This is a genomic window from Streptomyces sp. NPDC001770 (assembly GCF_053596135.1).
In genome coordinates, this window is the sequence record NZ_JBSFFN010000023.1 from 53422 (window position 1) to 77185 (window position 23764).

Genomic DNA, 23764 nt, shown 5'->3' on the forward strand with positions numbered 1-23764 from the left:
CGAAGAAGAGGCACTACGTCGGTGAGGGATGACGTGAGCGAGCACACCAACAACGCTGTAGTACTGCGGTACGGCGATGACGAGTACACCTACCCGGTGATCGACAGCACCGTCGGCGACAAGGGCTTCGACATCGGGAAGCTGCGGGCCAACACCGGCCTCGTGACGCTGGACAGCGGGTACGGCAACACGGCCGCCTATAAATCCGGCATCACCTACCTCGACGGTGAGCAGGGCATCCTCCGCTACCGCGGGTACCCGATCGAGCAGCTCGCCGAGAGCTCGACCTTCCTTGAGGTCGCGTACACGCTGATCAACGGTGAGCTTCCGAAGGTCGACGAGCTGTCGACCTTCAAGAACGAGATCACCCAGCACACCCTGCTGCACGAGGACGTCAAGCGGTTCTTCGACGGCTTCCCGCGCGACGCCCACCCGATGGCCATGCTGTCCTCGGTCGTCAGCGCGCTGTCCACCTTCTACCAGGACAGCCACAACCCGTTCGACGAGGAGCAGCGTCACCTCTCGACGATCCGCCTGCTGGCGAAGCTCCCGACCATCGCGGCGTACGCGTACAAGAAGTCGATCGGTCACCCGTTCGTCTACCCGCGCAACGACCTCGGCTACGTCGAGAACTTCCTGCGCATGACCTTCTCGGTCCCGGCCCAGGAGTACGAGCTGGACCCGGTCGTCGTCTCGGCGCTGGACAAGCTGCTCATCCTGCACGCGGACCACGAGCAGAACTGTTCGACCTCCACCGTGCGCCTGGTCGGCTCCTCGCAGGCGAACATGTTCGCCTCGATCTCCGCCGGCATCTCCGCCCTGTGGGGCCCGCTGCACGGCGGCGCCAACCAGTCCGTGCTGGAGATGCTGGAAGGCATCCAGGCCAACGGCGGCGACGTCGACGCCTTCATCCGCAAGGTGAAGAACAAGGAGGACGGCGTCCGCCTGATGGGCTTCGGCCACCGGGTGTACAAGTCCTTCGACCCGCGCGCCAAGATCATCAAGGCTGCCGCGCACGACGTCCTGTCGGCCCTCGGCAAGTCCGACGAGCTGCTCGACATCGCGCTCAAGCTGGAGGAGCACGCGCTCTCCGACGAGTACTTCGTCTCGCGCAACCTCTACCCCAACGTGGACTTCTACACCGGTCTGATCTACCGGGCCATGGGCTTCCCGACCGAGATGTTCACCGTGCTCTTCGCGCTCGGCCGCCTCCCCGGCTGGATCGCCCAGTGGCACGAGATGATCAAGGAGCCGGGATCCCGCATCGGCCGCCCGCGCCAGATCTACACGGGCGAGGTCCTCCGCGACTTCGTCCCGGTCGAGGGCCGCTGACGCACCCCGTCCGGCGCCTTCGGGCGCCCGGGTGGACCGGTACGGCGCGACGACCGCATGAGCCGCGTGGCGCCGTACCCGTAGGGCCGCTCGCCGTAGTCGCTCTGCCCGCGTCGCCCGTAGGACCCGTAGTACCTGCTGTCCCGCAGTGCCCGCACTGATCGAAGTACCCGCACCACGCACCCCGGCCTCCTCGGCCGACTGCCTTCGCCCCGCGTGCCGCGCTCGCCCAGAGCGCGGTGTCCGGGGCGATTCGGCGTTGTGGGGCCGCAGCCGTGCGGGATCCCTCGATGTGGCCGGAAAAAGCAGGAAGCGCCCCACCGTCGATCCCCCCACGGGTCGACGAACAGGGCGCTTCCCATATCCCGGAGCGGATTCCCCCCACGGGATCCGGCCGGGCGTCCTCAGGGAGTCTGCACTCCCTTGTCCTGCTGCGGTCCGCCGGGGTACGTACGGGAGGGCCGCTCAAAGCTCCCCGATGCACGTGCCCCGGCCAACGCTTGCCATGAAGCGTCCCCCAAGACACTTCATCGGACGTCCCCCAAGACATCCTTGGCATCGCACTCTAAGACTCACGAACCCATTGAATGGTTACCCTCAAATCGATGTGATCTAGATCTCTTTGTGGAAATTACGTGAAGGAGCGCAGGCGCAGGCTGTTCGTCACGACGAATACGGAGGAGAACGCCATGGCGGCTCCCGCGATCATCGGGTTGAGCAGGCCGAACGCAGCAAGCGGCAGGGCCGCCACGTTGTACCCGAAGGCCCAGACGAGGTTGCCTCTGATGGTGGACAGCGTACGCCGCGAGAGGCGGATCGCGGCCCCTGTCACCTTGAGATCTCCACGTACCAGTGTGAGATCGCTCGCCTCGATCGCCGCGTCCGTCCCCGTACCCATCGCCAGCCCCAGATCCGCGGTGGCGAGAGCGGCGGCGTCGTTCACGCCGTCACCGACCATCGCGACCGACCTGCCCTCCGCCTGGAGCCTGCGCACGACCTCCACCTTCTCCTGGGGCAGCACCTCGGCATAGACCTCGTCGATCCCGACGGCGCGCGCCACGGTTTCGGCCACGGCTCGGTTGTCACCGGTCAGCAGCACCGGGCGCAGGCCCAGCCGGCGCAGCTCCGCGACCGCCTCGGCGCTGCTCTCCTTCACGGTGTCCGCGACCTCCAGGACCGCGCGGGCCTCCCCGTCCCAGCCGACCACGACGGCCGTGACCCCGACGGCCCCGGCGAGCGCCGACTCCAGTACCGGCGGCAGGGCGATCCCGGCCTCCGCCAGGAGCGTGGGCCGGCCGACGAGGACCGTGTGTCCGTCCACCGTGCCGCGCACGCCGAGCCCGGCGACGTTCCCGAAGCCGGTCGCGGCCGGCAGCGCCCCCAGGCGCTCGGCCGCCGCGGCGGCCACCGCACGGGCGACCGGGTGTTCCGAGGCGTGCTCCAGCGCCCCGGCCAGCCGCAGCGCCTCGTCCTCGGCCGTCCCGGGCGCGGTGTGCACGGCCCGGAGCGCCATCCGGCCGGTGGTGACGGTGCCGGTCTTGTCGAGCACGATCGTGTCGATGCGCCGGGTCGTCTCCAGGACCTCGGGGCCCTTGATCAGGATGCCCAGCTGGGCGCCGCGCCCCGTACCGACCATCAGGGCGGTGGGAGTGGCGAGCCCCAGGGCGCAGGGGCAGGCGATGATCAGTACGGCGACCGCCGCCGTGAACGCGGCCGTGACGTCGTTCGTCACCAGCAGCCAGGTGACCAGCGTGGCCACCGCGATCAGCAGCACCACCGGTACGAAGACCGCCGACACCCGGTCGGCGAGCCGCTGCACCTCCGCCTTGCCGTTCTGGGCGTCCTCCACGAGCCGGGCCATCCGGGCGAGCTGGGTGTCGCCCCCGACCCGGGTCGCCTCCACGACGAGCCGGCCCGAGACGTTCACGGTGGCTCCGGTGACGGTGGCTCCGGGGCCCACGTCGACCGGCACGGACTCGCCGGTGAGCATCGAGGCGTCCACCGCGGACTCGCCCTCGGCCACCGTGCCGTCCGTGGCGATCTTCTCACCGGGCCGCACCACGAAACGGTCGCCCACCGCGAGCCGGGCGACCGGGACGCGTACCTCCGTGCCGTCGCTCCTCAGGACCGCCACGTCCCGCGCCCCGAGGTGCATCAGCGCACGCAGCGCGGAACCCGCCTTCCGCTTGGACCGGGCCTCCAGATAGCGGCCGAGCAGGATGAAGCTCACCACCCCGGCCGCGACCTCCAGATAGAGCGCGGAGGACGCGTCGGCCCGGGAGGCGACCAGATCGAAGCCGTGCCGCATGCCCGGCATCCCGGCGTCGCCGAAGAAGAGCGCCCACAGCGACCAGCCGAACGCCGCCAGCGTGCCGACCGAGACCAGCGTGTCCATGGTGGCGGCGCCGTGCCGGAGGTTGGTCCAGGTGGCGCGGTGGAACGGCAGCCCGCCCCAGACGACCACCGGAGCGGCGAGCGTCAGCGAGAGCCACTGCCAGTTGTCGAACTGGAGCGCCGGGATCATCGCGAGGAGGACCACCGGCACGGAGAGCAGCACCGACACGATCAGGCGCTGCCGGAGCGCGGCGGGGGGGCCGTCCTTCTCGTCCTCCGTCCCGTTACCGGCGGCCTCGGCCCCCGCCCCGGCTGCCTCGCCGGATATGGCGGCGGACGCCGCGGACTCCGGCTCCTCCGGCGGCGGTGGGGGCGGGGGTGGGGTGGCGGTGTAGCCGGTCCGCTCGACGGTCGCGACGAGATCCGCGAGATCCGTGCCGGGACCGAAGGAGACGTGGGCCTTCTCGGTCGCGTAGTTCACCGTGGCGGTCACGCCGTCCATCCGGTTCAGCTTCTTCTCGACCCGCGCCGCGCAGGAGGCGCAGGTCATGCCGCCGATCATCAGCTCGGTCTCGGAGACTTCCGGGGCCGGGACCTCGGCTGTGGTGACCTCGGCTGTGGTGGTGCTGGCCATGTCCGAACTCCTGGGAGAAACACTTCAGGGCCGTACCCCACCAGTATCTGCTGGTGGCGTCCGGCCCGAAGGGTGGTGGGTGGGGCGGCGGTCCGGACCGCGTGCCCCGGCGGGGGCCGTTTCCGGGCCGATGCTGCTCGGGCCGTTGCCGTTCGGGCCGCCGCTGTCGGGGCGGTCCGGTCCGGTGCCGTCCGGGCCGTGGGCGTCCGGCCGTTGTCGGTCAGGCCGTGGGCGTCCGGGCCGTGGGCGTCCGGCCGTTGTCGGTCAGGCCTTGCCGACGTACTCGTAGCCCGCCTCGTCGATGGCGGCGCGCACGGCTTCCTCGGTCAGCGGCGCACGGGAGGAGACGGTCACCTGGCCGCTCGCGGCGACGGCCTTGACCTCGGTCACCCCGTCGATGGCGGAGATCTCCTCGGAGACGGCGCCCTCGCAGTGGCCGCAGGTCATGCCCTTCACCTCGTACACCGCGGTGACCGAGCCGATCGACACCTCGGCGGGGGCACCGTGATCGGCCCCGGACGAGCAGCAGGAGCGGGCGGCGGCCTGAGGGATCTCGGTCTCGGCGGTCATGGTGTTCTCCTCTGATCGGATGCCGAAGAGCGTGGACCGCGGCGCCTGCCACAGGTCGAAAGCGCAACAAATCGGCACATTGAGCGTTGTATGAGGGACTCGGGACATCCGGTCTGCGTCCGGGGCGGCCCGAAGCCTCCTTGCCTCGCTCTCCAGACTATACCCCTAGGGGGTATCAAGGCGAGCGCCGGGCGCCGGGCGCCGACGCCTCTCGTGCCCGCTCCTGCCGCGACCGCAGGACGAGGACGCGGAGCCAGCAGACCCCGACCAGGGTGGTCGCCACCGTGCCGCCCACCGAGATCAAGGTGAAGAGGTGCTGCTGCCGGCCGGTCGGGTTCTCCAGGAACCCCCGGGCCGGAATCGAATCCACCTGCCCGTCACCGGTGACCCGCGCGACCAGCCAGACCGCGATACCCCGCATCGAGTCCCACAGGGCGTGCAGGACGGCGACTCCGAGGAAGGTTCCGACGACCGCCGGCGGGAAACGGAACCGGCCGTTCACCTCCCGGTGGACCAGCAGGACCCCGCCGGTGATCGCTGTCCACAGGCCGTGCCCGAAGGGGGAGAGCACGCCGCGCAGCACCTCGGTCTCCAACAGCGCGCGCAGGTTGATGCCCTCCAGCGTGACCGCCGCGTCGAAGGCGTACCCGGCACTCTCGAACGCCGCGAAACCGAATCCCACCGTGCCGCCCAGCACCAGCCCGGCCCTGCGGCCCCGGATGGAGTGGTGGCGGCGGAGGACGAACATCAGGGCGCCCAGCTTCACCGCCTCCTCGATCAGGCCCACGCCGAGGTACAGCCAGGCCGAGGTCTGGTGCAGCAGGTAGTACTCCAGGACCGAGGCGCCCAGCACCCCCAGGATTCCGCCGGTCAGGAACGAGCCCAGGATCATCGACGGCCCGAGGTCCTCGCCGTGCCGCTCGTACGCCCACAGCACGAACGCGGCCGGCACGAGAAAACTGCCGAGCAGGATCAGCGTCGGCAGCAGCGTGGAGTTCTCGGTGAGGTACGTGGCCCCCGCGGCGAGGGCCCACGAGACGGCCCCACCCCAGAGGCAGCGCCGCCACAGGCCGGGACGCGGCCGGGGTGCGCCAGGCGGGCCGGGCGGCGGGCCGGGCGGAGGTGTGGGCGGCTGCGGGGGTGGTGGGTCGTCGGGGGAGGACGAGTTCACGTCGGCTCCTGGTGGGGGGCCTCCCTGCTCCCGGGAGGGGATCGGGAGGGTGCGATCTCCCGGCTCCCGGAAGGGTGACCGGGACGAGTTGGGAGGGGGCAGGAGGGGATCGGGAGGAGAGGATCGGGCTGGATCGGTTGATGTCGTGACGGTCGGGGTGAATCGGGCGGGATCCGTAGACTATGGGCTGCGTCCTGGCGCGTCAGGGCCGCAACACGAAGGGCGTGTCGTCGGAGCGCGGCGGTCGTTGGTGGGGCATGTCGTCGCACCGTTTGGGATGTTCCGGGGCATATGCCAGTGAGCGATGGCCCTGCTGCTCCCCGCACCGCGCCTCGCGTCGTGGCGTGTCCCGTGCCGTGCGGTCAGGTGGAACCCGGGGTGCGGGAGAGCCGGTTCGCCTCGTCGAGCAGCGGGTTCAGGTAGCGGAACATCACCGTCTTCAGCTCGCGGGCGTACGCCTCCCGCTCCTCGCCCTCGTGCGTCATGATCAGGTCGATTCCGGCCTTGAACAGCTGGAAGGACATGGTGCCGACGCGCTGTATCTGTGCGTCGGGAAGCTCCGGCAGGTAACCCGCGAGGAGCGCCTCGACACGGGTGAGCATCGCGTCGTGCACGAGGTCGTGCTTCTCGGTGATGCGGCCGGGCACCTCGCCGCCGTGCATCAGGACGCAGAACGCCGGATTCTCCGTGTTGAAGGCGATCAGCGGATCGAGCACCGCGTCGAGCAGGCGGTCCAGCGCGAGTTCGGAGTGGCTCAGGGTGATGGCCTCGCCGTACGTCTCCTGCCAGCGGTGCAGGAGGCGGTCGCCGAGTTCCACGGCGATCGCCTCCTTGTTGGGGAAGAACTGGTAGAGCGTGCCGGGCGAGACGCCGGCCTCACGGGCGATGGCATTGGTGCTGGCGGCGGTGTAGCCCTGTGTACGGAACACGTCGGCGGCGGCGGCGAGCAGCTGGGCTATCCGGGCCTCGCCGCGCGCCTGGCGGCGGCGGGGGGCCGGGGTGCTCCCGGCTTCGTCCGGGGCGGCGCCCGTGCGTGCTCCGTCCCGCGCCCCCGGTCCCTGTGCGCTCGCTCCCTTTGCGCGCGGTCCCTGTGTGCTCGATCCCTTCGTCGTCGATCCCTTCGTCGTCGATTCCTCGGCGGTCGATTCCTTCGCCGCCGCGGCGGCGGCCCGCTCGGTTCCGGCCTCAGACATGGTTCATCCCCAGCCCTCGAGAGAGTGATTGACAAACACGAGCGGGCACTCGCATTCTTGAGAAACGCGAGCGACCACTCGTGTTTGCCAGTCTATGTGGCAGTGGCCGGCCCGTGCTGCCTCGCGCAGCCCGGGCCTGGTGGAGGGGGCACCGCATCATGTCTGTAGTCGAGAGCCCGCGGCGGCTCGGTGGCTGGACCCGTTTCGTAACGGCGCGGCCTCGGCTCGCCCTGCTCGCGGCGCTCCTCTTCACCGCGCTCGCCGTGTTCGCGGGGAGCGGTGTCGGCGACCAGATGGGCAGCGGCGGCTGGGAGGCCCCGGACGCCGAATCGACCTGGACGACCCGGGTGCTGGAGAAGGAGTTCCCCGCCTCCCAGCCCAACCTCCTGCTGCTGATCGACAGCGGGCGGGCCTCGGTCGACGACCCGGCGGTGGTGGCCGAGGCCTCGCGCCTCACCGCACGCCTGGCCGCCCAGGAAGGGGTCACCGGCGTCGGCTCGTACTGGCAGAGTTCCGCCCCCGCCCTGCGCGCCCGGGACGGACACGAAGCGCTGATCGCCGCCCACATCACCGGTCAGGAGAAGGGCTCCGGAGAGACGCTCGACCGGATCGCCCCGCTCTTCGAAGGGGAGCACGGGCCGGTGAAGGTCTCCATCGGCGGTCTGGTCGCCGCACGGCACGAGATGCAGTCGATCATCCAGCAGGACCTGCTGAGGGCGGAGTTGGTCGCCCTGCCGGTCACCCTCGTCCTGCTGGTGATGGTCTTCGGCAGCGCGGTGGCGGCCCTGCTCCCCCTCGGCGTCGGCATCGTGGCGATCCTGGGGACCAGTGCCGTGCTGCGCGGCGTCACCGAGCTGACCGACGTCTCCGTCTTCGCCCAGAACCTCACGACCGCCCTCGGTCTCGGACTCGCCGTCGACTACGCCCTGTTCATCGTGCGCCGGTTCCGCGAGGAGATGGCCGCCGGCGCCGACCCCCGCTCCGCGGTCGGCATCACCCTCCGTACGGCGGGGCGCACCGTGCTCTTCTCCGCGCTCACGGTCGCGGTTGCGCTCTCCGCGATGCTCGTCTTCCCCCAGTACTTCCTGCGCTCCTTCGCGTACGCCGGAATCGCCGTGGTGGTGCTGGCGGCGGGGGCGGCCCTCATCGTCCTTCCGGCCGCGCTGGTGCTCCTCGGCCCCCGGGTCAACGCCCTGGACCTGCGGCGCGCGCTGGACCGCAGGAGAGGTGTCCGGAAGGCGGAGCCCGGGACGGCCGGCCGGGGGTGGGCCCGTCTCGCCGCGCTGGTGATGCGCCGCGCCCCGGTCTTCGCCCTGGTGACCGCGGCCGCGCTCGTCCTGCTCGGACTGCCCTTCCTGGGCGTGCGGTTCGGTATGGCCGACGACCGCCAGCTCCCCGCGGACTCCGCGTCCCGCACGGTGCAGGACCACATCCGGGAGGCCTTCCCCGGGTCCCCGGGCGGCAGCCTCACCCTCCTCGTCCGAGAGCCCGCCACCCCTGCCCAGTACGCGGCACTCCGTGAGCGGATCGCCGCCACGGAAGGAGTGGCACGGGTGGACGGTCCGCTGACGGCCGGAGATTCCGCCACCTACTCCGTGGTGCCCGAGGGCGAGGCGGCCGGGCCGGAGGCCCAGAAGCTCGTCCACGACCTCCGCGTGCTCGACGCACCCGTCCATGCCTCGGTGACCGGGACCGCCGCCGTACTCGTCGACTCGAAGGACGCCATCGCCGAACGGCTCCCCTGGACGGTCGGCATCATCGCCGTGGTGACCCTGCTCCTGCTCTTCCTGCTCACCGGCAGCGTCCTGATCCCCGTCCAGGCGGTCGTGCTCAACGCCCTCAGCCTGACCGCGATGTTCGGCGCGGTCGTCTGGGTCTTCCAGGAGGGCCACCTCTCCGGACCGCTCTCCTTCACCAGCACCGGCGACATCGAGACCACCCTGCCCGTGCTGATGTTCTGCGTCGCCTTCGGGCTCTCCATGGACTACGGCGTCTTCCTGCTCTCCCGCATCAAGGAGGAGTACGACCGCAGCGGCGACCACGAGGGCTCCATCGTCTTCGGACTGCGCCAGACCGGCGGGCTCATCACCGCAGCCGCGGTGATCCTGGCCGTGGTGATGGTCGCCATAGGGACCTCGCGGGTGACCAACACCAAGATGCTCGGACTCGGCATCGCCCTGGCCGTACTGATGGACGCCATGGTGGTGCGCAGCCTCCTGGTCCCCTCGGTCATGAAGGTGATGGGCCGCGCCACCTGGTGGGCGCCCGCCCCGCTGCGCGCCCTCCACCGAAGATTCAGCCTCGACGAGGGAGCGGCACCCGCCCCGTCCGGGCAGGGAGCGGGGATGGTCGCTTCCGTGCCGGGCAGCCGTGGGGCGGCCGTTGGAAGCGGGGTGACAACCTCGTCCGACCCGGGCCGGACCACGATCTCCAACGGCAGTTGACGCCCCATCCGGTGCGGCGCGACAGGGCGGCGCACCGTACCGTGCCCACCGGGCGCAGCACCGGGCGCAGCACCGGGCGTTCCAACGGGACGCGAGACGCGACGGAAGGGCGGGGCCATGCGAGCAGTGGTGTTCGAGGAGTTCGGTCAGGAGGCACGGGTACGTGAGGTGCCCGATCCGGTCCCCGCCCCGCAGGGGGTGGTGGTCAGGGTCGAGGCGACCGGGCTGTGCCGCAGCGACTGGCACGGCTGGATGGGCCACGACGAAGGAATCACCCTCCCGCACGTGCCGGGCCACGAACTCGCCGGAGTGGTCGAGGCGGTCGGAGCCGGAGTCGTCGGCCCGCGCCCCGGCGACCGGGTCACCGTCCCGTTCGTCTGCGCCTGCGGTCGGTGCGCGGCCTGCGCCTCGGGGGCGCAGCAGGTGTGCGAGCGCCAGACCCAGCCCGGCTTCACGCACTGGGGCTCGTTCGCCGAGTACGTCGCGCTGGAGAACGCCGACGTCAACCTGGTGTCCGTGCCCGAGGAGCTCTCCTTCGCCACGGCGGCGGGCCTGGGGTGCCGGTTCGCCACGGCGTTCCGCGCGGTCGTCGGTCAGGGCCGCGTCGCGCCGGGGGAGTGGGTCGCGGTGCACGGCTGCGGTGGGCTGGGGCTCTCCGCCGTGATGATCGCGGCGGCCGCCGGAGCCCGGGTGGTGGCCGTGGACGTCTCGGCCGCCGCTCTGGACCTGGCGAAGTCGTTCGGGGCGGCGGCGTGCGTGGACGCCTCGGCCCACCCGGAGGGCGCGGACGCCGTCGTCCGTGAACTCACGGGCGGCGGGGCGCATCTGTCGCTCGACGCCCTCGGTTCGCCGGTGACCTGCGCCGCTTCCGTACGCAGCCTGCGCCGGCGCGGACGCCATGTGCAGGTCGGGCTGTTGCCGACGGCGGCCGGGGACCCGGTCGTCCCGATGGCACGCGTGATCGCGCTGGAACTGGAGATCCTCGGCAGCCACGGAATGGCCGCCCACGACTACCCGCCGATGATGGACCTGGTCCGGGCGGGGACCCTGCGCCCCGACCTCCTGGTGACCTCCACCATCGGTCTCGCCGAGGCCCCCGCGGCGCTCGCCGCGATGGGCGGGGCCCCAGGAGCGGGGGTGACGATCATCGAACCGGGGCGCAGACGCCACGGGTCGCTCAGCGGGTGACCGCTCAGCCGGTGAGCGTGCGGACGCGGTTGCGGTTGCCGGGCCGGCGGGCGACCCAGTGGCGGACGGTGTCCGGGTACCAGTAGGGCCGGCCGTCCCGCACCTGATCGGGGTCGGGAAGAAAACCATGCTTGCGGTACGAGCGCACGGTGTCCGGCAGGACCCGGATGTGCGCGGCGATGTCCTTGTAGGACCAGAGCGTGCTGTCCGTCATCGAGTGTCGCCTCTCTGCGCGTTGCCGCACCGCAGCGGTGGTGAGGTAGTGAAGGGGGCCGCGGTGCCCCGGCTGACGATCGGTCAGCGGTGATCTGTCGAACGACCGGGAGCGCCGGCCGACGGGTGTTGTCGCGCAGCTGTGACGCATGCCGTACACAACCGGCACATGTCCCACGAAGGCGGGCGGGGCGAGGCCCGGCGGCCCGGTGGTCCGGCGGCCCGGCGGGTGGACGGGGCCCGGGGGCCGTGGGACCGGGGCGCCGGTGGTCGGGACGGCCGGGGCCGGTCGGGACGGCCTCTCGGCCGGTCAGGCGTCGGGCAGCCCCACAGCGTGCACGAATGCCTCGGCGAAGGCGTCGCACATCTCCTCGACGGAGGGGATCTGGAGGCCGGGTACGAGTTCCAGGGCCGGCCGGAGCAGGAGGTGCATGAGCAGGGGGTTCGACATCTGGTGGATGAGGGCGATGAGCGGCAGGTCGCGGATGCGGCCCGCCGCGACCTCGGAGGCCAGCCACTCGCCGATGCTCGCGTAGAGGCGCGGGATCGTGTGGCGTGCGAGGACCTGCGTCGCGTCGTCCCCCGGGCGGGCCAGGACCTCGGCGAGGATCGCGGGGAGCACCCGGGGTTCGAGGCCGACGACGTGTGCGAGGTGCGCGTAGATCCCGCGGACCGTACTCCGCAGGTCCCCGGGGTGGGCGGCCAGGACCGCTTCGATGTTCACGAACGGGCCGTACCGCTCGAAGATGGCCTGCATCACCCCGTCCCGGCCACCGAACGCGGCGTAGAGGCTGTGCACCGAGCACTCGGCCGCCGCCGCGACGCGTTCGAGGGAGAGCGCGGCCAGGCCGTCGCTGCTGATGAGTGCGGCTCCCGCTTCGACGGCCCGCTCGCGTACGGGCCTGTGGCCACCGGGGTCGACCCCGGCGGCGCGGACCGCCTCGTCGAGGGCGTGCCGGGCGCCCCCGAGGCGGCGTAGCAGGGTGCTGCGGGAGATACCCGCTTCCTGGGCGATGGCCTGCATCGACACGTCGGCGACGGCCGTCTTGCGTGCTCGCGCTGCGCGGAGGGCCGCCTCGACCAGGTCGGACGGCACCTGGACAGCGGGGTGAAACTCTTCGTTTGACACATGCATCAATGTACCTTGTATTCTTGTATCAGTTCCTGTGGCGGACGTGTGCGGCGTGCGAACCATCGCCTTGTCGCACTCTGCCGCTCTCTGCCGCCGAGCCTCGTGCGAAGCGTGACGTCCGGCCGTCGCCGGTGCGCCCGCGCCTTTGTCCCTTCTCCTCCCGGCCACGTACATCGGCCACGTACATCGGCCACGTACATCGGCCACGTACATCGGCCACGTGCATCGCGACGGGTACGCGCGTCGCGACGGCCCGCCAGGCATCCACCCACCGGCCCATCGCAAGGAAATCCGCCATGACCCAGCAAATCACCCCGCCCGCACCCGCCGGGCAGGCGCGCAAGCTCCTGGCCGTGGTCGTGGGCCTGGTCGCCGTCGTGATCCTCATGCTCTGCGCCTTCGCCCTGCCCTCGGTCAACAGCGGCCCGCACGACCTTCCCGTCGGGGTCACCGGGTCCGCCCAGGCGACCAGGGCCGTCTCCGGCGCACTCTCCGGCGACGAATGGAACGTCACCACCTACGGCGACGAGGGGGCCCTGAAGGCCGCGATGGAGAACCGCGACATCATGGGCGGCATAGCACTGACCCCAGGGCACGTGACCGTCTACACGGCCACCGCCGGCGGGGCGCAGCCAACCGCCGCGGTGACCGCCATGGGCAGCGGGATCGCGCACCAGCAGCAGGCCGAGGTGACCGTCACCGACCTGAAGCCGTTCACGGCCGACGACCCGAAGGGCGCTGGCTTCGCCGCCGCGGCGTTCCCCATGATCTTCGGCGGCATGATTCCCGCGGTGCTCCTCACCCGCCTCTTCCCCGGGCACGCCGGACTCCGCCGCCGTCTCGTCGGAGGTGCCGTCTTCGCCCTGCTGGCCGGATTCGCGGTCACGGCCCTCCTTCAGTTCGGCACGGGTTCTCTCGACGGCGACTACGTGCTCAGCGGCCTCGGCCTGTCCCTGGGCATGGCTGCCCTGGTGATGACCCTGCTCGGGCTCGAAGCGCTGCTGGGCATGGCCGGTTTCGGCCTCGGCGCCGCCGTGGTCATGCTGCTCGGCAACCCGCTCTCCGGACTGGCCAGTGGGGCCCACTGGCTGCCGGACGGCTGGGCCACGCTCGGGCAGATCCTCCCGCCGGGCGCCTCCGGAAGCCTGCTGCGCGCCAACGCGTTCTTCGGCGGCACCGGTGCCGGCGCGCCCGCCCTCGTGCTCGCCGGCTGGGCCGTGTTCGGCCTCGCCCTGATGCTGATCGCGGACCGGCGCGGCCACCGGGCCCCCGCCGCCGCGCCGGCACCGCAGGCGCAACTCGTATGACCTGAACGGCTGTCCGTACCGGAAGGCGGAGGCGGGGGCGGGGCACCACGTGCCCCCGCCCCCGCCTTTTCGCCGTCATGGAGTCATGAGGTGGGCGGCGGCGTGCCGCAGGAGCGGAGGTAGGCGCGGGTGCGGCGGGCGATCGGCAGCGGGGCGTCCGGGGCGCAGGGGTACATGTCCTGCTCGACGATCGCGAAGAGGTCGGTACCGAGCGCGCGCGCCGCTTCGAGCACCGGCTCCAGCGCCGGTACGCCGCGCGGCGGTTCGCACATCACGCCCCGGGCGACGGCGGGACCGAAGGGCAGCTCCTCGGCGACCACCTTCGCCAGGACCTCGGGATCGACCTGCTTCAGGTGGAGGTAGCCGATCCGTTCCCCGTACGTCCGCAGCAGGGCGACGCTGTCGCCGCCGCAGTACGCGTAGTGCCCCGTGTCCAGGCAGAGGGAGACGAGGCCGGGGTCGGTGGCGTCGAGGAACCGGTTGACGTTCTCCTCGCTGTCGATGTGGGTGTCGGCGTGCGGGTGGACGACGATCCGCAGCCCGTACCGGTCCCGCACCTCCCGGCCGAGCCGCTCGGTCTGGGTGGTGAGGTCGCGCCACTGCGCGGGGGTGAGCGTGCGGTCCTCCAGTACCTCGCCCGTCTTGTCGTTCCGCCAGAACGACGGGATGACGACGAGGTGTTCCGCGCCCATCGCCCGGGTCAGTTCGGCGATCCCGGCGACGTGCTCCCAGGTCCGTTCCCAGACCGCCGGCCCGTGGTGCAGCCCCGTGAACACGGTCCCGGCGGAGACCGAGAGCCCCCTGCGCCGGGTCTCGTCGGCGAGCCGGGCGGGATCGGTGGGCAGATAGCCGTACGGGCCCAGCTCGATCCACTCGTACCCCGCCGCCGCGACCTCGTCCAGGAAGCGCTGCCAGGGCACCTGCCGCGGATCGTCCGGGAACCAGACGCCCCAGGAGTCGGGTGCCGAGCCGATACGGATACGGGAGGGGGCGGGTGCGGATCGGGTCATATCGGCCACCCTCGGCCCCTGTCCCGGTGGAGTCAAGGGCGCGTTCGCATGTCCCGGCCAAATGTTGACGGTGTTTCGGGGTAGGGCTGTCCCCGTGATCCGTGGCGGATGCCATGCGCGGCGGATGTCACGCGCGGCGAATGTCAGCGTGGCGGACGTCATGGGTGGCGGACGGGATCCGTGGTGGGTGTGATCCGTGTGGAGGCGATCCGGGCCGGATCGTTGCGCGGCGTCGGAAAGGATGTGCATGCCTCAGCCGTACGACCTGATCACCATGGGCCGGATCGGGGTGGACCTCTACCCGCTGCGGACGGGGGTGTCCCTCGCGCAGGTCGACGCCTTCGGCAAGTTCCTCGGGGGCTCGCCCTCCAACGTGGCGGTGGCCGGCGCCCGGCTCGGACTCCGTACCGCCGTCGTCACCCGTACCGGACGGGACCCCTTCGGCGTGTACCTGCGCGCGCAGTTGCGGGAGTTCGGGGTGGACGACCGGTGGGTGGGCGAGGTGGCCGCGTACCCGACTCCGGTCACCTTCTGCGAGCTGTTCCCGCCCGACGACTTCCCGCTCTACTTCTACCGCCTGCCCAAGGCGCCCGATCTGGAGATCCACGCGCACGAACTCGACCTGGACGCGGTGCGCGCCGCCCGGATCTTCTGGGTCACCGGCACCGGCCTGAGCGCCGAACCCAGCCGTACGGCTACCCTCGCCGCCCTCGACGCCCGTACGGGCGGTCCCGGAACGGCCCCGGCGCCCGGCGTACCGGAGCGGCGGCCGGTCACCGTGTTCGACCTCGACTGGCGGCCGATGTTCTGGGAGGGCGGCGACGCGGACCCCGAGGCGCCCCGCCGCTACCGGGAAGCCCTCGCGTTCGCCACCGTCGCCGTCGGGAACCTGGCGGAGTGCGCCGTCGCCACCGGGGAGCGCGAGCCGTACGCCGCCGCCCGCGCGCTCCTCGATGCCGGGGTCGAACTGGCCGTCGTCAAACAGGGGCCCAAGGGGGTGCTCGCCGTCCACCGTGACGGTACGGTCGCCGAAGTGCCCCCGCTCCCCGTGCGCGTCGTCAACGGACTCGGCGCGGGCGACGCGTTCGGCGGGGCCCTCTGCCACGGGCTGCTCGCCGGATGGGAGACCGAACACGTGATGCGGTACGCCAACGCGGCCGGGGCCATCGTCGCCTCCCGGCTCGCCTGCTCGTCCGCGATGCCCTTCCCCGCCGAGGTGGAGGCCGCCCTCGCCCGCGGGGAGGTCGCCCCGGACGGGCCCGAACCCGGACCTGACTCCGGGCCCGAATCCCCGTCCCCGACGGGGACGGGCACATGACCCCCGCCGCCTCCTCGCTCGCCGACCTCGTACGGCTGCGCGCCGAGCACCCGGAGGCCATCGAGGAGGCCGCCTCCCACAGGCGCCGCAGGCCCCTCGCGCGCCCCGGCGAGCAACTGCTCATCCTCGCCGCCGACCACCCGGCGCGCGGAGCGCTCGCCGTCGGCGGCCGGGCCCTCGCCATGGCGCACCGCTACGAACTCCTCGAACGCCTCTGCCTGGCCCTCTCCCGTCCCGGCGTCGACGGAGTGCTCGCCACCGCGGACATCGTGGACGACCTGCTGCTCCTCGGCGCCCTGGAGGACAAGGTCGTCATGGGCTCGCTCAACCGGGGCGGCCTCGCGGGAGCCGCCTTCGAACTGGACGACCGCTTCACCGGCTTCCGCCCCCTCGACCTCGCCCGGCGCGGGTTCGACGCGGGCAAGCTGCTGCTCCGCATCGACCACGAGGACCCCGGCTCCCTCGACACCCTGCACACCGCCGCCCGCACCATCGACGCGATGGCCGCCCACCGGCTGCCCGTCTTCGTGGAGCCCTTCCTCTGCCACCGGGAGGACGGCCAGCTCCGTACGGACCTCAGCATCCCGGCCGTCACCACCGCCATCGCCGTCGCCTCCGGGCTCGGCGGCTCGTCCGCGTACACCTGGCTGAAGGTCCCCGTCACCGAGCGCCCCGAGGACATGGCCCGGGTGATGGAGACCTCCACGCTGCCCGCCGTGCTGCTCGGCGGCGAGGTCGGCGACGACCTGGACGGGGCGTACGAGAAGTGGCGCGGTGCCCTGCGGCTGCCGACCGTGCGTGGCCTCGTGGTGGGCCGGGCGCTGCTCTACCCGCCGGACGGCGATGTCGCGCAGGCCGTCGACACGGCGGTCGGGCTGCTCCGGCCGTGCGCCACCGGCGAGGGAAGGGAGACACCATGACGACGCACCACGACACCGACGCGGCGCACCGCCGCCCCCTGCACCTGAGAGGCGGCCCCGAAGACGCCCCGTACGCCCTGGACATCGGGCCGGAGAGGGCGGGATGGCAGCGGTCGAGCCTTCGGGTGCTCGACCTGCCGCCGGGCGGAGTTCACACACTCGTCACCGGGGAGAGCGAATGGATCGTTCTGCCGTTGACCGGCGGCTGTACGGTGCACACGGCAGGTGACATCTTTGAACTCACCGGCCGTGAGAGCGTGTTCAGCGGGGTGGCCGACTTCGCGTACCTACCGCGCGATGCCACCGCACAGATCTCCTCCGGCGCGGGAGGCCGCTTCGCCCTGGCAGGAGCGAAGTGCGAGCGACAGCTCCCCGCTCGCTACGGCTCCGCGCCGGAGGTACCTGTCGAACTGCGCGGCTCCGGCACCTGCGCCCGGCAGGTCAACAACTTCGCCGCCGCCGGCACCTTCCACTGCGACCGGCTCATCGCCGTCGAAGTCCTCACCCCGGCGGGCAACTGGTCCTCCTACCCGCCGCACAAGCACGACGAGGCCGAACCCGGCGTGGAGTCGGTGCTGGAGGAGATCTACTACTTCGAACTGGAGCGCGGAGGCCCGGGCTACCACCGGGTCTCCCCGTCCCGCCCCGGTGGCGCGGACGTGCTCGCCGAGGTACGCGGCGGCGACGCCGTCCTCGTCCCCGACGGCTGGCACGGCCCCTCCATCGCACCCCCGGAGGGCGCCCTCTACTACCTCAACGTGATGGCCGGACCGGACGAGGAACGCGCCTGGCTGATCCGCGACCACCCCGACCACGCCTGGATCAGGGAGACCTGGGACCCCCGGCAGGCCGACCCCCGGCTCCCGATGTACGCCGCACCGGAGGAACGCAGGTGACCGTCCGTCTGACCACCGCACAAGCCCTGATCGCCTTTCTCGCCCGGCAGTACACCGAGCGCGACGGAGAGCGGCAGCGGCTGATCGGCGCCACCTGGGGCATCTTCGGCCACGGCAACGTCGCCGGCATCGGCCAGGCACTCCTGGAGTACGGCGGCTCCAAGGACGCCCGGAGCCCCGGCTCCCGGATGCCCTTCCTCCAGGGCCGCAACGAACAGGCCATGGTGCACGCGGCCGTCGGCTACGCCCGGCAGTCCGGGCGGCTCTCCGCCCACGCCGTCACCACCTCCATCGGCCCCGGCGCCACCAACCTCGTCACCGGCGCCGCCCTCGCCACCGTCAACCACCTGCCCGTCCTTCTCCTCCCGGGCGACACCTTCGCCACCCGCCCCGCCGACCCGGTGCTCCAGCAGCTCGAAGTCCCGTACGCCGGGGACGTGTCGGTCAACGACTGCCTGCGGCCGGTCTCCCGGTACTTCGACCGGATCACCCGCCCCGAGGCACTGATCCCCGCCGCCCTCCAGGCCGCACGGACCCTCACCGACCCGGTCTCCACCGGCGCGGTCACCCTCGCGCTCCCGCAGGACGTACAGGCGGAGGCGTACGACTGGCCCGAGGAGTTCTTCGCCGAGCGGGTCTGGCACGTACGCCGCCCCGCGCCCGACCCGGACGAGCTGGACCGGGCCGTCCGGGCGGTGCGGGCCGCCCGCCGGCCGCTGCTCGTCGCGGGCGGCGGGGTGCGGCACAGCGCCGCCGAGGAGGCCCTCGCCGCGTTCGCCGCGGCCACCGGCGTCCCCGTCGCCACCACCCAGGCGGGCAAGGGCACCCTGCGCCACGACCATCCGCAGGACGTCGGCGGCATCGGCCACACCGGTACCGCCACCGCCGACGGACTGGCCCGCGAAGCAGACCTGGTGATCGGCGTCGGCACCCGCTGGACCGACTTCTCCACCGCCTCGGCCACCCTCTTCCCCGACCCGGCGACCCGGTTCGTCAACCTCAACGTCACCGGGTTCGACGCCCACAAGCAGGCCGCCCTCCCGCTCGTCGCGGACGCCCGTACCGGCCTCGAAGCGCTCGCCGCCGCCCTCGGCGCCCACGGCCACCGGGTCGACCCCGGCTACGAGCGCGCGTACACGGAGGGCAAGGCGCGCTGGGAGGCCCGGGTGGACGCCGCGTTCGCCGCCCCCGATCCCGGCGCCGCACCCACCCAGACCCAGGTACTCGGACTGCTGGACGCCCTCGTCACCGAGGACGACGTCCTGATCAACGCCGCCGGCTCGCTCCCCGGCGACCTGCACCAGCTGTGGCGGGCGCGATCGCCCCGGCAGTACCACGTCGAGTACGGCTACTCCTGCATGGGCTACGAGATCCCGGCGGCCATCGGCGTCCAGCTCGCCGCCCCCGGCCGCCCGGTCTGGGCGCTCGTCGGCGACGGTACGTACCTGATGAACCCGACCGAGATCGTCACCGCCGTCCAGGAGCGGCTGCCGGTCAAGCTCGTGGTGCTCGACAACCACGGGTACGCCTCCATCGGCGGGCTCTCGGCGGCCGTCGGCGGCGAGCGCTTCGGCACCGACTACCGCCACCGGGCCCCCGACGGCGCGTTCACCGGCCACCCGCTCCCCGTCGACCTCGCCGCCAACGCCGCCTCCCTCGGCATGCGGGCCCTGCGCGCCCGTACCGTCGGCGAACTCCGCGCCGCCCTCACCGAGGCACGGGCCGCCGACCACCCCGTCTGCGTCCACGTCGCACTCGCCCCGCCGCCGTCCGCCCACCCCGGAGACCGCACACCCGACGGAGTGCCGGGCCCCCCGCCGGCGCAGGCGTGGTGGGATGTGCCCGTGGCCGAGGCGGCCACCCGCCCGGCGGCGGTGGAGGCCCGCGAGGTGTACGACCGCCGACGGGCGACCCGGCACCGCCGCCTCTGAAGCCCGAGCCGCTGTCCGTCCGTGAGTCCCCGAAACCGATGCAGCCCGGGAAGCTTCCGGGAAACTCCGGAGCCCGGGAAGCCCGGGAAGCCCGGGAAGCCCGGGAAGCCCGCGAAGTCCCCCAGGTCCCCCAAGTCCCCGAAGTCTCTGAAGCCCGAAGGAGATCGTCATGACCAGGACCGTCCACCACTGGATCGGTGGCAAGACCGTCGAGGGCACGTCGGGCGCGTACGGCCCGGTCACCGACCCCGCGACCGGCGCCGCCACCACCCGCGTCGCCTTCGCCTCCGCCGAGGAGGTGGACGCCGCCGTCACCGCAGCCAAGGCCGCCCACGCGACCTGGGGCCTCTCCTCCCTCGCGGCCCGCACCGCCGTCCTGTTCCGCTACCGGGCCCTGCTCGACGCCCACCGCGACGAGATCGCCGCCCTGATCACCGCCGAACACGGCAAAGTGCACTCCGACGCGCTGGGCGAGGTCGCCCGAGGGCTCGAGATCGTCGAGCTGGCCTGTGGCATCACCACCCAGCTCAAGGGCGAGCTCTCCACCCAGGTGTCCGGCGGGGTGGACGTCTCCTCGATCCGCCAGCCGCTGGGCGTCGTCGCCGGGATCACCCCGTTCAACTTCCCGGCCATGGTGCCGCTGTGGATGTTCCCGCTCGCCATCGCCTGCGGCAACACCTTCGTGCTCAAGCCCAGCGAGAAGGACCCGTCGGCCGCCGTGCTGCTCGCCGAACTCGCCGCCGAGGCCGGCCTGCCGGACGGGGTGCTGAACGTCGTGCACGGCGACAGGACCGCGGTCGACGCGCTGATCACCCACCCCGGCGTGGCCGCCGTGTCCTTCGTCGGCTCCACCCCGATCGCCCGCCACATCCACGCCACGGCCTCCGCGCACGGCAAGCGTGTCCAGGCACTCGGCGGTGCGAAGAACCACATGCTGGTGCTGCCCGACGCCGACCTGGACGCCGCCGCCGACGCGGCGGTCTCGGCCGCGTACGGCTCCGCCGGTGAGCGGTGCATGGCCATCTCGGCGGTCGTCGCGGTCGGCGCGATCGGTGATGCGCTGGTCGCCCGTATCAAGGACCGCGCGGAGAAGATCAAGATCGGCCCCGGCACCGACCCCTCCTCCGAGATGGGCCCGCTGATCACCGCCGCGCACCGCGACAAGGTCGCCTCCTACGTCGCCGGCGCCGCCGCGCAGGGCGCCGAGGTCGTCCTCGACGGCACCGGCCACACCGTGGAGGGCTTCGAGAACGGCCACTGGATCGGCATCTCGCTGCTGGACCGCGTCTCCACCGACTCCGACGCCTACCGCGACGAGATCTTCGGCCCGGTCCTCTGCGTGCTGCGCGCCGAGACGTACGAGGAGGGCGTCGCCCTCATGAACGCATCCCCGTACGGCAACGGCACCGCGATCTTCACCCGCGACGGCGGCGCCGCCCGCCGCTTCCAACTGGAGATCCAGGCCGGGATGGTCGGCGTGAACGTGCCGATCCCGGTCCCGGTCGGGTACCACTCCTTCGGTGGCTGGAAGGACTCCCTCTTCGGCGACCACCACGTCTACGGCAACGACGGGGTGCACTTCTACACCCGTGGCAAGGTCGTCACCACCCGCTGGCCGGACCCGGCCGACGCCCCGTCCGGCGTCGACCTGGGCTTCCCGCGCAACCACTGAACCCGCTCCGGAGATCTCCGGAGATCTCCGGAGATCTCCGGAGCACACGACGCGGCGCCCCGCGGCCGGATTGCCGCGGGGCGCCGTCGATTCGTCTCTGCCCGGCCGAACCGATTCGTCTCTGCCGGCCGGACCGATCGCCTCTGCTCAGCCGATCGTTTCTGCTCGGCCGTGCCCGGTCAGCGCGCGCCTGCCCGGGCCGTGCCGTACCACCTCGTCACCCGGTGGGGCCCAGCCCCTCCGGTGCGCTCAGCGGCGGTTGTCGCGGCCGTGGCCCCAGTTGTCGTCACGGTCGTGGCCCCGGTTGTCGTCACGGTCGTGGCCCCGGTTGTCGTCGCGGCCGTGGTCCCGGTTGTCGTCGCGGCCGTGACGGCCCCACGACTTCTCGTCGACCTTCTTGCCGCGGGAGTCGCGCAGCGTGGCGGTGTCGCTGTCGTCCCAGACGTAATTGTTGCGGTCCTGGTAGACGTCCGTGCGGCTGTCACGGCCCACACCGGTGTGGACGCGCACCGACGAACGGCCCGCGAGACGCAGGTCGAAGCGGTAGGTGCGGCGGCTCTCGTCGGTGAGCGTCCAGCCGCGCAGGTTGACGGCCTGACGGGACGTGTTGGTGACGGTCACCCACTCGTCGTTCAGCGAACGGTTGGAGCGGTTGTCGCGGCCCGGGCTGTCGTACTGGACCTTGCCCAGGACGACGGAGGAGCGCGGGGCGGGCTTGACGCGGTCGTGCCCGCGGTCGTGGCCGTCCGCGGAGGCCGGCAGCGCGGCTGCCGCCAGGAGGGCGCCGGACGCGAGGACAGTAGCGGTGATCCGTCGTGCGGTACGGGACATGGGACCCCTCGGTACAGGCCCGGACGGGGAGGTCCGGGCGGTTCTCGGCCCCGGCGTTCGCTGCCGGGAGCACAGACTCTGTCCGGATTCGCCGATGGCCGGAAGTCGCTCCGGAGCGCGGTTACACAGTGCAGACATTTCCGTTATGAACGGATGTAGCAGGCACTCGGCATAATCGTCGGGACCCTGTCAAAGAGTGCTCAATGCACCCACCCTTGTGCCGCATGGGTGAGATCGACTCCGTGTATTTCGCGCCCCACTCCGCTCCGCCTTGTGTGCGCGCTGTGAAGAAGGTGGAGGAACGTAACGGCAGTTATCGGTCAAATCGAATGGGCGTCTCCATGTTTCCGGCTGACTCGCCGAATCGTTCGAAGGGAGGCGGTTTTGCAGCGGCTGAACACCGGGAACGTGCCGGTCCGGGCGCCTATGCTCGCGGGATGGAGCAGAGGGAAGTCCTGAAGCGAGTGATCGGCATCCTCACCGAAGCCGGCGAGATCCAGCGGCTGCTCGAAGAGGACGTGGAGCGCGACGACGTCGACATGGAGGGCAGCGTCGTCACCGCCCTGCTGAACGAGACGATGCCGCGCATCGCGATCCCCGGGGACGCCACCGTCGAGGAGATGGCCGCCGTGATCGGCCGCGAGGTGGGCGGCGCGGTCGAGCAGCTGGTGGGGGCGTTCACGCTCGCCTACACGATGCTGGCGCGGGTGCACGACTCCGGCCAGACCGACGTCTCTTCCACCGACGTGCTCCGTGACCTCGCGTTGCAGGCCGAGAGCGGCCCCTCCGCCGACCCCGGGGACGACGCCACCGAGCACTGAGGGTTCGCCCGCCCGCGCGACTGCCGCACCGGGGAAAAGCCGGTGCGGCGGACCTGCGGGCCCGCGCACCATGGTCGCCATGACCGCACCGCAGTACGAGATCCGGGCCCGGCACACCGGTACCACCATCACCGTCCACCAGGCCTACTCGCCGCGCATCGGCCTGCCCGCCGCCCGCGACGGCCGCTTCCCGCCGGCCTGGAAGCGCGACCGGATGACCTGGATCAAGCCGAGCTTCCTCTGGATGATGTACCGCTGCGGCTGGGCCACCAAGGAGGGCCAGGAGACGGTCCTCGCCGTCGAGATCACCCGCGAGGGCTTCGAGTGGGCCCTGGAGAACGCCGAACTCTCCCACTACGTACGCGGACTCCACCCCGACCGCGTCGCCTGGAGCCGCAGCCTCCGCCGCGCCCCCGCCCGCGTCCAGTGGGACCCCGAGCGGGACCTGCGGCTGAACCCTCTCCCGTACCGCTCGCTCCAGCTCGGCCTGTCCGGCGAGGCGGCGGCGCGGTACGCGGACGAGTGGACCGTCTCCGTCACCGACGTCACCCCGCTCGCCCGGGAGATCCACCACCTGGTCCGCACCGGAGACCTCGACGCGGCGACCGCCCTGCTGCCGGAGGAGAGGCCGTACACGGAGGTTGCCGCGCCCCGGCCGTTTCCGACGCCCGTGTGATCACGGCGGCCGGGGACAGCCGCGGCGTCCAGGAAGCGGCGCGTTGCTGCTCACCGCCTGCTCGCACGGCCGAGCGGGCGGATCACGCGCGACCGGCGGCCGCACGGCCCAGTGCGCCACGGGAACGAGCGCTGCCGAGACGTCCGCGTTCAGGCAGGTGAAGGGTTCCGG

At 72.1% G+C, this 23764-nt stretch carries 19 protein-coding genes; 11 read left to right on the forward strand and 8 right to left on the reverse strand.

Annotated features, from left to right (window positions below; all coding sequences use genetic code 11):
• Nucleotides 1-33 precede the first annotated feature (33 nt).
• Nucleotides 34-1332, forward strand: a complete 1299-nt coding sequence (locus ACWCSV_RS21020) for a citrate synthase (RefSeq protein WP_328721589.1) — start codon at nt 34-36, stop codon at nt 1330-1332.
• A gap of 631 nt (nt 1333-1963) precedes the next feature.
• Here the strand turns inward: ACWCSV_RS21020 and ACWCSV_RS21025 are convergent.
• From ACWCSV_RS21025 to ACWCSV_RS21040, 4 genes are all read right to left on the reverse strand, one after another.
• Nucleotides 1964-4300, reverse strand: coding sequence for a heavy metal translocating P-type ATPase (locus tag ACWCSV_RS21025; protein ID WP_451144341.1), 2337 nt, complete (start codon nt 4298-4300; stop codon nt 1964-1966).
• 264 nt (nt 4301-4564) lie between these two features.
• Nucleotides 4565-4870: a heavy-metal-associated domain-containing protein gene (locus ACWCSV_RS21030; protein WP_451144343.1), complete on the reverse strand. Its 306-nt coding sequence runs from the start codon at nt 4868-4870 to the stop codon at nt 4565-4567.
• Between the two features lie 175 nt (nt 4871-5045).
• Complete coding sequence (locus ACWCSV_RS21035; protein WP_451144345.1) at nt 5046-6041, reverse strand: PrsW family intramembrane metalloprotease; 996 nt, start codon at nt 6039-6041, stop codon at nt 5046-5048.
• A 362-nt stretch (nt 6042-6403) separates the two neighbouring features.
• Nucleotides 6404-7234, reverse strand: a complete 831-nt coding sequence (locus ACWCSV_RS21040; protein WP_451144347.1) for a TetR family transcriptional regulator — start codon at nt 7232-7234, stop codon at nt 6404-6406.
• 158 nt (nt 7235-7392) lie between these two features.
• On the opposite strand from ACWCSV_RS21040, the gene ACWCSV_RS21045 reads away from it, so the two are divergent.
• Both ACWCSV_RS21045 and ACWCSV_RS21050 read left to right on the forward strand, forming a co-directional pair.
• Nucleotides 7393-9678: an MMPL family transporter gene (locus ACWCSV_RS21045; RefSeq protein ID WP_451144349.1), complete on the forward strand. Its 2286-nt coding sequence runs from the start codon at nt 7393-7395 to the stop codon at nt 9676-9678.
• A 117-nt stretch (nt 9679-9795) separates the two neighbouring features.
• The gene (locus tag ACWCSV_RS21050) at nt 9796-10866 is read left to right on the forward strand and encodes a zinc-binding dehydrogenase (RefSeq protein WP_451144351.1); all 1071 of its coding nucleotides are present in this window, start codon (nt 9796-9798) and stop codon (nt 10864-10866) included.
• 4 nt (nt 10867-10870) lie between these two features.
• Here the strand turns inward: ACWCSV_RS21050 and ACWCSV_RS21055 are convergent, their stop codons facing one another.
• Both ACWCSV_RS21055 and ACWCSV_RS21060 read right to left on the reverse strand, forming a co-directional pair.
• The gene (locus tag ACWCSV_RS21055; RefSeq protein WP_327175888.1) at nt 10871-11080 is read right to left on the reverse strand and encodes a MarR family transcriptional regulator; all 210 of its coding nucleotides are present in this window, start codon (nt 11078-11080) and stop codon (nt 10871-10873) included.
• 309 nt (nt 11081-11389) lie between these two features.
• A complete protein-coding gene (locus ACWCSV_RS21060) occupies nt 11390-12208 on the reverse strand; it encodes a TetR/AcrR family transcriptional regulator (protein WP_451144353.1) in 819 nt (272 codons plus the stop codon).
• A 299-nt stretch (nt 12209-12507) separates the two neighbouring features.
• Between ACWCSV_RS21060 and ACWCSV_RS21065 the strand changes: the two genes are divergently transcribed.
• Nucleotides 12508-13518: a hypothetical protein gene (locus ACWCSV_RS21065; protein WP_451144355.1), complete on the forward strand. Its 1011-nt coding sequence runs from the start codon at nt 12508-12510 to the stop codon at nt 13516-13518.
• Nucleotides 13519-13601: 83 nt separating this feature from the next.
• On the opposite strand, the gene ACWCSV_RS21070 is transcribed toward ACWCSV_RS21065, so the two are convergent.
• On the reverse strand, nt 13602-14528 hold the full coding sequence (locus ACWCSV_RS21070) for a sugar phosphate isomerase/epimerase family protein (RefSeq protein ID WP_451144357.1): 927 nt from the start codon (nt 14526-14528) through the stop codon (nt 13602-13604).
• A 247-nt stretch (nt 14529-14775) separates the two neighbouring features.
• Between ACWCSV_RS21070 and iolC the strand changes: the two genes are divergently transcribed.
• From iolC to ACWCSV_RS21095, 5 genes are all read left to right on the forward strand, one after another.
• On the forward strand, nt 14776-15846 hold the full coding sequence (gene iolC / locus ACWCSV_RS21075) for a 5-dehydro-2-deoxygluconokinase (protein ID WP_451144359.1): 1071 nt from the start codon (nt 14776-14778) through the stop codon (nt 15844-15846).
• Nucleotides 15843-16766 carry a Cgl0159 family (beta/alpha)8-fold protein gene (locus tag ACWCSV_RS21080; protein WP_451144361.1) on the forward strand — a complete coding sequence of 308 codons (924 nt, stop codon included), beginning with the start codon at nt 15843-15845 and terminating at the stop codon, nt 16764-16766. The genes iolC and ACWCSV_RS21080 overlap by 4 nt, the downstream gene beginning before the upstream one ends.
• Complete coding sequence (gene iolB / locus ACWCSV_RS21085) at nt 16763-17662, forward strand: 5-deoxy-glucuronate isomerase (protein ID WP_451144363.1); 900 nt, start codon at nt 16763-16765, stop codon at nt 17660-17662. The genes ACWCSV_RS21080 and iolB overlap by 4 nt, the downstream gene beginning before the upstream one ends.
• Nucleotides 17659-19593 carry a 3D-(3,5/4)-trihydroxycyclohexane-1,2-dione acylhydrolase (decyclizing) gene (gene iolD / locus ACWCSV_RS21090; RefSeq protein ID WP_451144365.1) on the forward strand — a complete coding sequence of 645 codons (1935 nt, stop codon included), beginning with the start codon at nt 17659-17661 and terminating at the stop codon, nt 19591-19593. The genes iolB and iolD overlap by 4 nt, the downstream gene beginning before the upstream one ends.
• 169 nt (nt 19594-19762) lie before the next feature.
• Complete coding sequence (locus tag ACWCSV_RS21095; RefSeq protein WP_451144367.1) at nt 19763-21265, forward strand: CoA-acylating methylmalonate-semialdehyde dehydrogenase; 1503 nt, start codon at nt 19763-19765, stop codon at nt 21263-21265.
• 249 nt (nt 21266-21514) lie between these two features.
• On the opposite strand, the gene ACWCSV_RS21100 is transcribed toward ACWCSV_RS21095, so the two are convergent.
• Complete coding sequence (locus ACWCSV_RS21100; protein WP_451144369.1) at nt 21515-22096, reverse strand: lamin tail domain-containing protein; 582 nt, start codon at nt 22094-22096, stop codon at nt 21515-21517.
• Nucleotides 22097-22533: 437 nt separating this feature from the next.
• On the opposite strand from ACWCSV_RS21100, the gene ACWCSV_RS21105 reads away from it, so the two are divergent.
• Nucleotides 22534-22917 carry a hypothetical protein gene (locus ACWCSV_RS21105; protein WP_451144371.1) on the forward strand — a complete coding sequence of 128 codons (384 nt, stop codon included), beginning with the start codon at nt 22534-22536 and terminating at the stop codon, nt 22915-22917.
• A gap of 79 nt (nt 22918-22996) precedes the next feature.
• On the forward strand, nt 22997-23593 hold the full coding sequence (locus tag ACWCSV_RS21110) for a DUF4291 domain-containing protein (protein ID WP_451144373.1): 597 nt from the start codon (nt 22997-22999) through the stop codon (nt 23591-23593).
• The last annotated feature ends 171 nt before the right edge of the window (nt 23594-23764 follow it).